Genomic DNA, 12474 nt, shown 5'->3' on the forward strand with positions numbered 1-12474 from the left:
TCCTGGCCAACATCCAGAAGAACGGCAGCTACTCGGTGGTGCCGCGGGTGCCCGGCGGGGACATCAAACCCGAGCACCTGATCCTGATCGGCCAGATAGCACAGGATTTCGGCCTCTACACCAAGATCACCGGCGGCCAGCGCATCGACATGTTCGGGGCACGGGTGGAACAGCTGCCCGAGATCTGGCGCCGCCTCGTCGAGGGCGGCATGGAGTCCGGCCACGCCTACGGCAAGGCGCTGCGCACCGTCAAGAGCTGCGTGGGCACCGACTGGTGCCGCTACGGGCAGCAGGATTCGGTGCAGCTGGCCATCGACCTGGAACTGCGCTACCGCGGCCTGCGGGCGCCACACAAGATCAAGATGGGCGTCTCGGGCTGCGCGCGGGAGTGCGCCGAGGCCCGCGGCAAGGACGTGGGCGTCATCGCCACCGAGAAGGGCTGGAACCTCTACGTCGGCGGCAACGGCGGCATGACCCCCAAGCACGCGCAGCTGCTGGCCGCCGACCTCGATACCGAGACGCTCGTCCGCTACATCGACCGGTTCCTCATGTACTACATCCGCACCGCCGACCGGCTGCAGCGCACCGCGCCGTGGGTCGATTCGATCGAGGGCGGCCTGGACCACGTGCGCGAGGTCGTCTGCGAGGACTCGCTGGGTCTGGCCGAGGAATTCGAGGCCGCGATGCGGCGCCACGTGCAGAACTACCAGTGCGAATGGAAGGGCGTGCTGGAGGATCCGGACAAGCTGTCGCGGTTCGTGTCCTTCGTCAACGCCCCGGACGTCGTCGACCCGACTGTGACGTTCACCGAGCACTCCGGACGCAAGATCCCCGTGTCCATCGGAATGCCCCGGGTCCGCGACTCGATTCAGGAGGAATCGTGACGTTAGTCAACGATATTCAGGACATTCAGGTGTGGACGACCGCCTGTGCCTACGACCATCTCATTCCCGGCCGCGGCGTCGGCGTACTGCTCGACGACGGCACACAGGCGGCGCTGTTCCGGCTGGACGATGGGTCGGTGCGCGCGGTCGGCAACGTCGACCCGTTCTCCGGTGCGGCGGTGCTCTCCCGCGGGCTCGTCGGCGACCGCGACGGCCGTGCGCTTGTTCAATCGCCTATGCTTAAGCAGGCTTTCGCGCTCGACGACGGGACTTGCCTTGACCAACCGGAGGTTTCGGTACCGGTCTATCCGGTGCGTGTCACCTCCACTGGTTCCGTCCAGATCGGCCGGCCCGCCACCGCGGAGCCTCACCGGGTGATGTCACCGACCAGGTAGCGCTGCAACGTCGGGCCGATGGCGTCCACGAGGGCGTCCACCGACATCGAATGCAGCGGTTCGGAACGTAGGCCGTAACGCATGATGCCCAGGCCCACGAGCTGGGAGGCGCACAGCGACGCGCGCAGTGCCACCTTGTCCGCCCCCAGCGCTCTGAGCAGCGGGCCGAACACCGGGCCGACGAACATGCCCTCGACGATCTCGGCGGTCTTGGCCATCCCCGTGGACGCGAACGCGCTGGCCGCGAAGGGGCCGCCACCGGCGGCGTCCCAAGTGGTGATCAGCATGCGCAGGGTCCGGCGGCCCACCTGCTGGATGCTTCCGGTGACGATGCGGTCGATGAACTCCGGTGTGGCGAAGGGCAGGTGCAGCATCTTGGCGACCGGATCGAGAATCCCGCGCGACGGGTCTTCGCGGCGGGGCATGTTGCCAGGATCGCCCGGTCCGCAGCAAGAATCAAGCGCCGCCGGGCTCAGCCCGGTGACCCCGGTGGGTCGTCGATCGCGAGCCGGTAGCCGCGCTTGACGACCGTTGCGACGATGTTCTTGTCGCCCAGAGCGGTTCGCAGTCGCAGCACGGCCGTGTCGACGGCGTGCGGGTCGTTGCTGTTGCCGGGCAGCACGCGCAGCAGGTCGGCGCGCGCGACGACGTCGCCGGGACGCTGCGCCAGCGCGCGCAGCGTCGCCATACCGGCCCCCGACAGGGATTTGACCGAACCGTCCACCACCACGCAGGTCCCGCGGATCTCGATCTGGTGCCCGGCTGCCCGGATGCTGCACGAGCGGCGCAACGGGAGCTCCTGGGCGATGTGACGGGCGAGCGCGCCCAGCCGCATCCGCTCGGGTGAGGAGGTGGGGACACCGGCCCGGGTGAGGGGCTGCGCGGTCACCGGACCCACGCACATCGCGTGCACGTCGGTGCGCAGCGCGGCCAACAGGCGGTCCTCGATTCCGAGCTCGCGGCTGCGTTCCAGCATTGCCGCCGCGGCCGGTGCGGAGGTGAAGCTGACCGCGTCGAACTGGCGTCTGGCGACGGCGGTGAGCAACTGGTCGAATTCGCCGCCTACCGGTGTCGGCTTCCAGCGGTACACGTGGATGGGCACCACCTCGGCGCCCGCTAAGCGCAGCTCGTCGAGGAACCCGGGATGGGGGTCCCAGCCCTGGGCCGCGCCGTGCAACTGGACGGCGATCCGCTTGCCGGACACGCCGGATTCGAGCAGGTATTTCAGAACCTCGCGCGATGACTCGGACTTCGGTGACCACTCCTCGGGCAGGCCGGCCGCGCGCAGCGCCCCGGTCGCTTTCGGTCCGCGCGCGACGATGCGTGCCTGCGACAGCGCGGCGACGAGCTGGTTGGCCACGCCCCAGCCGTCGGCCGCGGCCATCCAGCCGCGGAAGCCGATTCCGGTGTGCGCCACCACGATATCGGGCGAACGGTCGATCAGAGCGGTGGTGTTGCGGTGCAACTCGTCGTCGTCGGGCAGGGCGATCATGTCGATGGCCGCGGCGCTGCAGACCTCGGCGCCGTTGCGGCGCAGCAATGCGCACAGCTCCTCGGCGCGGTTGGCCGAGGTCACCGCAATCCGGTAGCCGGTCAGTGGCGCAGTGTCTGCGCTCACCGGCACCGTCGCACGGTCACACCCGGGCCGGTTCGGGGTGGGGCCGGGTCTGAGCCCCGGGCGCGGGCGCCGAGGCCGGGCGGCGGACGTACCTCGTCCAGGTCATCGCCGCGGCGGCCACGTAGAACACCAGAAACGCCCAGTACGCCAGCGTGTCGGTGCCGGTGCTCAGGTAGGACTGGCGCAGCGCGAGGTTGATCGCGACGCCGCCGAGCGCGCCGAACGCGGCGACGAACCCGATGACCGCCCCCGACGTGGCCTGCGACCAGCGGCGCCGGTCCTCCTCGGCGAGCCCGAACCGGTGGCTGCGCGACTCGAAGACCGAGGGGATCATCTTGTAGACCGATCCGTTGCCCAGCCCGGCCAGGACGAACAGGGCCATGAACCCGCAGACGTAGCCGGCCATGGTGGCCGCGCTGGTCAGGCCGTGGGCGTGGTCCTCGTGCGTGCTGACGGCGACCAGGAACGCGGTGACGAGGCCCATCGTGGCCAGGACGGCCAGGGTGACGCGGCTGCCGCCGACGCGATCGGCCAGCCGGCCGCCGTAGATGCGGGCCAGCGACCCCAGCGCCGGGCCGATGAACGCGAACTCGGCGGCGTGCAGCGCGGCCTGCGCGTGGCTCTGCCCGGTGCCGACGAAGTTGATCTGCAGGACCTGGCCGAACGCGAACGAGAACCCGATCCAGGAGCCGAAGGTGCTCAGGTAGAGCAGCGCGAGTACCCAGGTGTCTCGCTCGCGCAGGATCGAGCGCAGATGGCTCGTGTCGTACGTCGCGTGATCGAGGTTGTCCATGTAGCGGGCCGCACCCACGGCGACGACCGTGAGCAGCAACAGGTAGAGCCCGCACACCCAGTACGGTTGGTCGCGGCCGGCGACGGCGAGCACCAGCATCCCCACCAGCTGGATCATCGGCACCCCGAGGTTGCCGGCACCGGCGTTGAACCCGAGCGCGAAGCCCTTGCGCCGGTGCGGATACAGCGAGTTGGTGTTGGTCATCGACGCCGCGTAGTTGGCGCCGCCCAGCCCGGTCAGCGCGGCGCACGCCAGGTACATCCAGAAGGGCAGGCCCGGGTTGGCCATCAGCCAGATCGTGCCGACGGTGGGAACGATCAGCGCCACGATCGAGAAGACGGTCCAGTTGCGGCCGCCGAACGTGGCGATGCCCAGCGAGTAGGGGATGCGCAGGCACGCGGCGACCAGGGTGGCGGTGGCGCCGAGCAGGAATTTGTCGGCCGGGGAGAAGCCGTACACGTCCTCGGGCAGGAACAGCGCCATCACCGGCCACAGCGTCCATACCCCGAAGGCGATGTGGTCGCAGGCGATCATCCAGAGCAGGTTGCGCCGGGCGATTTTGTTGTTGCCGGCCTCCCAGGCCGCGCCGTCCTCCGGATCCCAGTCCGTGATCCGATGGTTGCGGCCCATGCGCTCTGTACCTTTCGTAGACAGGGTTGGCCCCTGGGGCAGCCGTGGCACGATGAAGCCCGTAGCCGCGCGGGTGGACCCGCGTGGGGATCCGTGCGGGCGCCACGGATCAAGAGGCATGCCCTGCCGTGTCTTTCGATGCTCACACTGAGAACGGAAGCGCGTCAACTTGATCCGGTCGATATCGCCTGTCAGTTGTATCCCAGTTATCTGGCAGATCGCTGAGGGGTGTTGTGGCTGTGATGTGCGTCTCCGCCAAGCGGTTTCGATGGCGCACCGGTGTGGGGAGCGCGGCCGCCCGCGGCGAATCCGTGTGGCGGGCAACACAACAACGGAATCCCCTGCGCCGACCTACCAGACGTCCCCGTCGCGCCAATCGCATATCAGAGGTTCGGAGGTGTCCGGCCCCAGCCCGACCGGCAGCACGAAGACGGCGCCGTCGGCGCCGGGTGTGGGCGCCGGTCCAGGGGCGCCAGCACCGACGTCGGCCCCCGCCGGGGCAGCCAGCCCCGAGCGGTGAACAGCCTGCGGCTCCGGGCCGGCGACCTGAGCGCCGCAATCTGGTAGGCACCAGGCCCTGCCCGCGGTAGTCCTCCCGTACCGCCACCCCCTCGACGTAGCCGCAGCGCAGTGCGCTGTCGCGGTACATCACGCGGCGCTGGATCACCGCGGCGTGCGCGATGATCGCGCCGTGATGCCAGATCAGGTGCTGCCGGGTCTCGTTGTCGAGATCGGCGGTATGGGCCTGGCGGGCGGTGTGAACCCGGGCTCGCACAGCCGCACAGTCTAGGAAAGAAATGTCTACGAAAAGAGGGCAGCACCCGCGCGCGGCCCGGCGCCCAGCGGAGCCCGGGGCCGCGTCCAGTGCAGCCGCACGCGCTGGCCGGGCCGCACCTGGGCGACCTTGTCCATGTCCTCGGCGGTCACCACCCCGACGACCGGGTAGCCTCCGGTGACCGGATGGTCGGGACCCAGGATCACCGGTAAACCGTTGGGCGGCACCTGAATCGCTCCGCGGCCCGCGCCCTCGCTGGGGAGCTGCCGGTCCGGGTAGTGGTGTTGCAGGGGCCGCCCGACCAGCCGCATCCCCACCCGGTCGCTGCGGTCGGAGGCCACCCAGTCGCCGTGTACCAGGACGTCGGGGTCGACGAACCAGTCGTCGCGCGGCCCGGGCACGACCGACAGCTCGACCACCCCGCCCGTGAGCGCGGCGACCGGGGCCTGGTCGAGTTCCGGATAGTCGTTGGTGTGCTCGCCGACCGGCAGGTGATCCCCGGGCCGCAGCGGGGACGGCCCGATCGCCGACATGACGTCGTAACTGCGGGAGCCCAGCACCGGCTCCACACAGATGCCGCCCCGCACCGCGACGTAGCTGCGCAGCCCGGCGCGCGGGACGCCCAAAGAGATCACCTGGCCGTCGCGAACGCGGTGAATGCTGTTGGTGCCGAACTTGATTCCGTTGACGGTCGGGTCGGTGTCGGCGCCCGTCACCGCGATGTCGACGTCGCCGCCGTGGACGCGCGCCGAGAAGCCGCCGAACGCCACTTCGACGGTGGCGCGGTCGTCGGGGTTGGCGACCAGCCGATTGGCCAGCTTGTGCGCCCGGCGGTCGGCCGCCCCGGAACCGCTGACGCCTAGGTGCGCGAGCCCGGCCCGGCCGAGGTCCTGGATGACGGCGAACGGCCCGGTGCGCAGGATTTCCAGCGTGATCACGGCTCGGTTCCTCCTCGCACGGCGCGGAACTGGACCCACATGCCCTGCGTCAGCAGCGCCGGGCTGGGCCGGTCGAGATCCCACAGGGGGGCGTCGGTGTGGCCGATTATCTGCCATCCGCCCGGCGACTGCCGGGGATAGATCGCGCTGAACTCGCCGGCGAGGGCGACGGCACCGGCCGGCACCGAGGTGCGCGGCTCCGGGCGCCGGGGCACCCGCAGCCGCGGGTCACCGCCGACGAGGTAGGCGAAACCCGGTGCGAAGCCACTGAATCCGACTTGCCACACGGTCGAGGTGTGGGCCTGGACAACCGCGTCGGGGCTCAGTCCGGTCAGGCCGGCGACCTCGTCGAGGTCCGGGCCGTCGTAGACCACGCCGATCACCGCGTCGGGGCCGCGGTCCGCCGGGGCGGCTGGGGCGGCGCCGACCCGCATGGTGCGCAGCCGCCGGCGCACGACGCCCTGGCGGCGGGGCCCGTCGAGTTTCACCAGCACCGTGCGGGCCGCGGGAACGATGTCGACCACGCCCGGCAGTGCGGCGGCCCGCAGCGCCGCGACCCATGCCAGGACGTCGGCGGTGTTGCCGCACTGCACCATCAGCGCGTGGTCGCCGTAGTCGAGAACGGTGTTGCCGACCAGGTCCGTCGGCAGGTCCGTGGGGAGATCGGTCACGCTCATTACTCGACGGTAACCCCGCATCCACCTGCGGACGAGCGATTTTCGAACACTGCCAGAGGTGCCTTACCGAACGCTCAAACGACGCGCCGCCGGGCGCCGTTCAGCCGAGGATCCTGCCGATCTGTGGGGGTAGTTGCTCGGCGACCAGCGGGTAGCTGAGCGTCGACGAGAAGGCGATCGCGCCGGCCTGATCCTTGGAGGTGAAGACGTGGCGATGCTGCGCGGTCGCCGCAGATGCGGCCACCTCCGGGTCGGCCAGCAGCGCCTGCTGGTCCTCCGGGCTCTCGGTCGTCCAGATCACCACGTCCGCGGAATCGAGCACCGCTTTGATGTGGTCGCGCGGGATGACGGCGCGGTAGCCGCTGCCGAAGGGTTTGATGCTGTCGGCGACGACCAGGCCCATGGCGGTCAGGAAGTCGGTCCGCCAGCCCGCCGTCGTGGCGACCACGGTGCCCTGCCACAGCCTGCCGTGCATCAGCAGGACCTTCTTGTCCTTCCAGTGCGGGTTCTGCTGGGCGACGGCGGCGAACTTCGCATCGACGCTGTCGACGAGGGACTTCATTCGCTCCGCCTGGAACACCGCCTGGCCGATCGCCGCGGCCTGGACCCGCCACGGCTCGAAGAACGCGTCTCCGCCCGCCTGCGGCAGGGTGGGGGCGATCGCCGTCAGCTTCTGGTAGGTGTCCGCGTCGACTCCGGCGTTGATGGCCACGATGAGGTCGGGTTTGAGCTTGGCGATCCGGTCGACCTGGATGCCGTTGTCGAGGCTGAGCACCACCGGTTGTGCCGGGCCCAGCTTCGGCCGGGCCCACGGCCACACCGCGAACGGCTCGTCGCCGAACCAGTTGGTTACGGCGACGGGCACCACGCCGACCGCGAGCAGGTCGTCCTGCTCGGTGTAGCCGGCACTGACCAAGCGCTTGGGCGGCTCCTTGACGACCGTCTCGCCGAAGAGGTGCTTGATCGTCACCGGCCCGCCGCCGGCGGGACCCGCGGCCGGTTTGCGTGACGAGCACGCGGGCGACGCGCCGGTGACGGCGGCGGCCCCGGTGGCGCCTGCGAGCTGCAAGAATCGCCGTCGATTCCATCCCTGTCGCACCGCGTGAGAGTATCGCGTCCCCGCCCGGGTGCCGCGTCGTCGCGGCCCGCCCGTTGGGCCTCGATGTGATCCCCCCGTAACGGTGGACGCCCAAACCGGTAACAGCGCGTCTTTAGCGTCGAGCCGTTCTGGCCGTTCGGGGCCAGCTACGTGCCGCGGCCAACATCTCGTTCTTCTATCCGGAGCGGGACAAGGGTTGGGCGCTGGGCCTGAATGCCGCCGGCGGCGGTGTGGCGCTCGCGCGGGCCGGGCTGTTCTACGTGCCGCTGGCCGTGGCGGCCTCGGTGTGCGCGTTCTTTTTCATGGACAACCTCAGCGAGGCCTCCGAAAAGGGGGGAGCCGACGTGAAGCCGGTGTGGCAGTCGTTGCGGGACGCCGACACCTGGATCCTGTCGCTGCTGTACATCGGCACGTTCGGCTCCTTCATCGGCTACTCCGCGGCCTTCCCGACGCTGCTCAAGACCGTCTTCGGCCGCGGTGACATCGCACTGACCTGGGCATTTCTGGGTGCCGGCATCGGCTCGGTCATCCGTCCGCTGGGCGGCAAGCTCGTCGACCGGGTCGGCGGGGCCCGCATCACCGCCGCGAGCTTCGTCATGCTCGCCGCCGGCGCGGTCGCCGCGCTGTGGTCGGTGGACGCCAGGAATCTGCCGCCGTTCTTCGCCAGCTTCATGTTCCTGTTCGTCGCCACCGGCATCGGCAACGGGTCGACGTACCGGATGATCTCGCGGATCTTCAAGGTCAATGGCGAGCTCGCCGGCGGCGACCCGGACACGATGGTGCAGATGCGCCGCTCGGCGGTCGGCGCCTTCGGTGGGTTCGTCGTGCCGCTGGTCTACGCCTCGCCGAAGGCGCAGTTCGGCGACATCCAGCCCGTGCTGGGGTTCTACCTGGCGTTCTTCGTCGTCCTGCTGGCCGTCACCTGTTACCGCTACCTGCGCACGGGCAACGCGATGGCGCGCCACGGCGTCTAGCGGTCCCGGCGGGCGTCCCAGGGGGAGTAGTCCGCGATCAGCTCTTCCTGCGGTGGCCGCTCGTCCACGGGAACGTGCTGCAGGTTGATCCGGATGCGGTACCAGATCGAGCTCGGCCCCCGCATGCCGTCGATGAGGACGTCGGCCGGTGCCAGCAGCCCGGCCGCGGCCGGATACCGCTCGCGCCAGGTGTCCAGCGCGGCCATCGCCTCGTCCCGGGTTCTGGTGCGAGCGATCTCGATGAGCGGGGCTGTCTTCTTCGCGCCCTTCGGGGCGCGCTCGGGCGGTCCCAGTTCCTCGGCCAGCATCAACAGGAGGTCCAAGTCGCCGGCCGCGTCGTCCATGCCGGCCCAGGGATCGCCCGCGCCGGCGAACCGGCCGGGCACGGTGTCGACGGTGAAGGACCCCGGGTCGCAGTCGGCGACTTCGTCCCAGTGCAGCGGGGTCGACACCCGGGCGTCCGGGGTCGCCCGCACCGAATACGCCGACGCGACCGTGCGGTCCTTGGCGTTCTGGTTGAAATCGACGAACACCCCCTGGCGTTCCTCTTTCCACCAGCGGCTGGTGGCCGCGTCGGGCACCCTTCGCTCGACCTCGCGCGCCACGGCCTGCCCGGCCAGGCGCACCTGCCGGAAACCCCAACGGGGGGCGATGCGGGCGTAGATGTGAAAGCCCCGCGACCCCGACGTCTTCGGCCACGCGACCAGGCCGTGGTCCTCGAGGACCTCGCGGGCCGCGAAGGCGACGTCGACGATCTGGCCCCAGCCGACCCCCGGCATCGGATCGAGGTCGACCCGCAGCTCGTCGGGATGGTCGAGGTCGCCGGCGAGCACCGGATGCGGGTTGAGGTCGATGCACCCCAGGTTGACCACCCAGGCCAGCCCGGCCGCGTCGCGGATCACGGCCTCGGCGGCGGACGTGCCCCGCGCGTAGCGCAGTTCGGCGACGTCGACCCAGTCCGGGCGGTTCTTCGGGGCGCGCTTCTGGAACACCGCTTCCTCCGCGATGCCCTTGACGAAGCGTTTCAAGATCATCGGGCGGCCCGCCACACCGCGCAGCGCGCCCTCCGACACCGACAGGTAGTAGCGGACCAGGTCGAGCTTGGTGTGGGGCGGCCGGCGGTCGTGGGCGGGAAAGATCACCCTGTCCGGATGGGTGACGGCGACCTCGCGTCCGGCCACCTCCAGCGAAACCGGACCGGACATGGCGTCCATGCTAATTCGGCGGGATTTTCCGGTCGCATTGCGACGGGCGTCACATATGGTGAAGTCATGCCTAATCTCCTCGGCCTGCCCGGGCAAACCGTGGCGAAAGTCCAGCAGTACCTCGAGCGCGGCTCAGCCGAACTGCACTACCTGCGCCGCATCATCGAGTCGGGGGTGTTTCGGCTGGAACCGCCGCAGAACTACGCCGCGATGGCCGCCGACATCTACAAGTGGGGCGAGTTCGGCATGCTGCCGTCGCTGAACGCCAGGCGCACGCCCGACCGCGCCGCCTGCATCGACGAAGACGGCGAGTTCACCTACCGCGAGCTCGACGAGGCGGCCCACGCCGTGGCCAACGGCCTGATCGGCAAGGGCGTGAAGGCCGGCGACGGTGTGGCCGTGCTGGCCCGCAACCACCGGTGGTTCCTGATCGCCTACTTCGGGTGCGCCCGGGTGGGCGCCCGCATCATCCTGCTCAACAGCGAGTTCTCCGGGCCGCAGATCAAAGAGGTGTCCGAGCGCGAGGGCGCCAAGGTCATCATCTACGACGACGAGTACACCAACGCCGTCAGCAAGGCCGAGCCGCCGCTGGGCAAGATACGGGCGCTGGGCGTCAACCCGGACGCCGACGAGCCGTCCGGCAGCACCGACGAAACCCTGGCCGATCTGATCGCGCGCAGCAGCAAATCGCCCGCCCCGAAGGCGGGCAGGCACGCGTCGATCATCATCCTGACCAGCGGGACGACCGGCACGCCGAAGGGCGCCAACCGCAGCACTCCACCGACGCTGGCGCCGATCGGCGGCATCCTGTCGCACGTGCCGTTCAAGGCGGGCGAGGTGACATCGCTGCCCGCGCCGATGTTCCACGCGCTCGGCTTTCTGCACGGCACCATCGCGATGTTTTTGGGGTCGACGCTGGTGCTGCGGCGAAAGTTCAAGCCGCCGCTGGTGCTCGAGGACATCGAGAATCACAAGGTGACCGCCATGGTGGTGGTCCCGGTAATGCTGTCGCGCATCCTGGACACCATCGAGAAGATGGACACCAAGCCCGACCTGTCCAGCCTGCGGATCGTGTTCGTCTCCGGATCGCAACTGGGCGCCGAGCTGGCGGCCCGGGCGCTGAAGGACCTGGGCCCGGTCGTCTACAACATGTACGGCTCCACCGAGATCGCGTTCGCCACGATCGCCGGCCCGCACGACCTGGAACGCAACGCGGCGACGGTCGGTCCGGTCGTCAAGGGTGTGAAGGTCAAGATCTTCGACGACAACGGCAGGGAGCTGCCGCGGGGCGAGGTCGGCAGGATCTTCGTCGGCAACACCTTCCCGTTCTCGGGCTACACCGGCGGCGGGAACAAGCAGATCATCGACGGATTGCTGTCGTCGGGAGACGTCGGCTACTTCGACGAGTACGGCCTGCTGTACGTCAGCGGGCGCGACGACGAGATGATCGTTTCCGGCGGCGAGAACGTCTTCCCCGCCGAGGTCGAGGACCTGATCAGCGGGCACCCCGACGTGGTGGAGGCGACGGCGATCGGCGTCGACGACAAGGAGTGGGGCCACCGGCTGCGCGCCTTCGTGGTCAGGAAGGACGGCGCTCAGGTCGACGAGGACGCCATCAAGGGATACGTGCGCGACCACCTGGCGCGCTACAAGGTGCCGCGCGAAGTGATCTTCCTCGAGGAGCTGCCGCGCAACCCGACGGGCAAGATCCTCAAGCGCGAACTGCGCGAGATGCAGGTCGACTGAGGCGTTCCCGTAGCCGCGGCGTCAGCGCCGCTCCTGGATGGCGCGGGTGATCTGGGCCGTGAGCTTAGGGTCGGCCAGCAGCTGGTCGATCAGCGCGGAGATGACCTCCTGTCCGGTGACGCGGGCGACGCCCAGCCGGTCGGCCGCGTTGCGCTGCCAGATGTCGAGGGCCCGGTGGGTGGCCGCCGGCAGGTCGACGGTGCGGCGGATCCGGCGGCCGCGTGACGGCTGCTCGGCCGCCGGTGGGCTGGCCGGGCGCTGCGGACGCTGCGGCCGGAAGCCGGTGATGCGCTCGGTAGGCGCGGCGTCGGAGGGGGACGCGGCGCCCGGTGGCGGGGCGCGGAAGGTTCCACCACCGGGTCCGACGTGGCCTGGGTTGAGGTTCACTGTGGCGATCGTCCTCCCATGAGTGGCCAATCCAATCGGCACTACGGTCAGTCGATACTGATTCTCTCACCGATCACCGCGCGAGTCGCGTCCTCGGCCGGCAAACCTCCGCACAGCGACAAGACGGCGGCCGGGTGCCGTCGAATTCGCAATGTCAAATAGTCCGCGGCAAAAGGCTTCCGCTCAGCAACGCGCATTATTGGACCGACGGATAATTGCCTCGCCGCACCAATTCCCGCCGGTCTCTTGAAATACGATGACGCGGGTTTACTGAGTTCCGTACGGCTGTGCCGGGGGATCAGTAGACCACCTTCTAACTGGGTTATTCGTCTGGGCGGGCGCGATTGTGGCGT

At 69.7% G+C, this 12474-nt stretch carries 10 protein-coding genes and 3 pseudogenes; 4 read left to right on the plus strand and 9 right to left on the minus strand.

From position 1 onward, the window contains the following. Positions 1 to 884, plus strand: a pseudogene (locus tag AC2VOR_RS03255) (nitrite reductase (NAD(P)H)); the annotation flags it as partial. Beyond that, positions 881 to 1279, plus strand: a complete 399-nt coding sequence (gene nirD / locus AC2VOR_RS03260) for a nitrite reductase small subunit NirD (RefSeq protein WP_369741043.1) — start codon at positions 881 to 883, stop codon at positions 1277 to 1279. The pseudogene AC2VOR_RS03255 and the gene nirD, both read left to right, overlap by 4 nt. Here the strand turns inward: nirD and AC2VOR_RS03265 are convergent. The 7 genes and pseudogenes from AC2VOR_RS03265 to AC2VOR_RS03295 all read right to left on the minus strand — a co-directional run bounded on the left by AC2VOR_RS03265 (position 1252) and on the right by AC2VOR_RS03295 (position 7809). After that, positions 1252 to 1704 carry a TetR/AcrR family transcriptional regulator gene (locus AC2VOR_RS03265; RefSeq protein WP_369741042.1) on the minus strand — a complete coding sequence of 151 codons (453 nt, stop codon included), beginning with the start codon at positions 1702 to 1704 and terminating at the stop codon, positions 1252 to 1254. The two genes, nirD and AC2VOR_RS03265, sit on opposite strands and share 28 nt — an antisense overlap. A gap of 47 nt (positions 1705 to 1751) precedes the next feature. Beyond that, entirely contained in the window at positions 1752 to 2897 is a 1146-nt protein-coding gene (locus tag AC2VOR_RS03270; RefSeq protein ID WP_369741041.1) for a uroporphyrinogen-III synthase, read from the minus strand. Between the two features lie 16 nt (positions 2898 to 2913). Next, positions 2914 to 4320, minus strand: a complete 1407-nt coding sequence (locus AC2VOR_RS03275; protein ID WP_369741040.1) for a nitrate/nitrite transporter — start codon at positions 4318 to 4320, stop codon at positions 2914 to 2916. A 351-nt stretch (positions 4321 to 4671) separates the two neighbouring features. Then, positions 4672 to 5095 (minus strand): annotated as a pseudogene (locus tag AC2VOR_RS03280) (GNAT family protein). A gap of 26 nt (positions 5096 to 5121) precedes the next feature. After that, positions 5122 to 6033 carry a 5-oxoprolinase/urea amidolyase family protein gene (locus AC2VOR_RS03285; protein ID WP_369741039.1) on the minus strand — a complete coding sequence of 304 codons (912 nt, stop codon included), beginning with the start codon at positions 6031 to 6033 and terminating at the stop codon, positions 5122 to 5124. Then, complete coding sequence (locus tag AC2VOR_RS03290; protein ID WP_369741038.1) at positions 6030 to 6710, minus strand: 5-oxoprolinase subunit B family protein; 681 nt, start codon at positions 6708 to 6710, stop codon at positions 6030 to 6032. The genes AC2VOR_RS03285 and AC2VOR_RS03290 overlap by 4 nt, the downstream gene beginning before the upstream one ends. A 100-nt stretch (positions 6711 to 6810) precedes the next feature. After that, positions 6811 to 7809, minus strand: coding sequence for an ABC transporter substrate-binding protein (locus AC2VOR_RS03295; RefSeq protein WP_486963199.1), 999 nt, complete (start codon positions 7807 to 7809; stop codon positions 6811 to 6813). 158 nt (positions 7810 to 7967) lie between these two features. On the opposite strand from AC2VOR_RS03295, the pseudogene AC2VOR_RS03300 reads away from it, so the two are divergent. Next, positions 7968 to 8783: pseudogene (locus AC2VOR_RS03300) on the plus strand (MFS transporter); the annotation flags it as partial. Here the strand turns inward: AC2VOR_RS03300 and AC2VOR_RS03305 are convergent. Then, positions 8780 to 9997 carry a DNA polymerase domain-containing protein gene (locus tag AC2VOR_RS03305; protein ID WP_486963200.1) on the minus strand — a complete coding sequence of 406 codons (1218 nt, stop codon included), beginning with the start codon at positions 9995 to 9997 and terminating at the stop codon, positions 8780 to 8782. The pseudogene AC2VOR_RS03300 and the gene AC2VOR_RS03305 sit on opposite strands and share 4 nt — an antisense overlap. A 57-nt stretch (positions 9998 to 10054) precedes the next feature. Between AC2VOR_RS03305 and fadD2 the strand changes: the two genes are divergently transcribed. Then, entirely contained in the window at positions 10055 to 11734 is a 1680-nt protein-coding gene (fadD2, locus tag AC2VOR_RS03310; RefSeq protein WP_369741036.1) for a long-chain-fatty-acid--CoA ligase FadD2, read from the plus strand. A gap of 21 nt (positions 11735 to 11755) precedes the next feature. Here fadD2 and AC2VOR_RS03315 read toward each other — a convergent pair whose 3' ends face one another. Beyond that, positions 11756 to 12121, minus strand: coding sequence for an ATPase (locus AC2VOR_RS03315; protein ID WP_369741035.1), 366 nt, complete (start codon positions 12119 to 12121; stop codon positions 11756 to 11758). Positions 12122 to 12474: the final 353 nt, after the last annotated feature.

This window comes from Mycobacterium sp. TH-M103, assembly GCF_057473785.1.

Coding starts and splice junctions, on each gene's coding strand:
- AC2VOR_RS03305 (WP_486963200.1), bottom strand. CDS start 9,997: ATGGACGCCATGTCCGGTCCGGTTTCGCTGGAGGTGGCCGGACGCGAG.
- fadD2 (WP_369741036.1), top strand. CDS start 10,055: ATGCCTAATCTCCTCGGCCTGCCCGGGCAAACCGTGGCGAAAGTCCAG.
- AC2VOR_RS03275 (WP_369741040.1), bottom strand. CDS start 4,320: ATGGGCCGCAACCATCGGATCACGGACTGGGATCCGGAGGACGGCGCG.
- AC2VOR_RS03290 (WP_369741038.1), bottom strand. CDS start 6,710: ATGAGCGTGACCGATCTCCCCACGGACCTGCCGACGGACCTGGTCGGC.
- AC2VOR_RS03265 (WP_369741042.1), bottom strand. CDS start 1,704: ATGCCCCGCCGCGAAGACCCGTCGCGCGGGATTCTCGATCCGGTCGCC.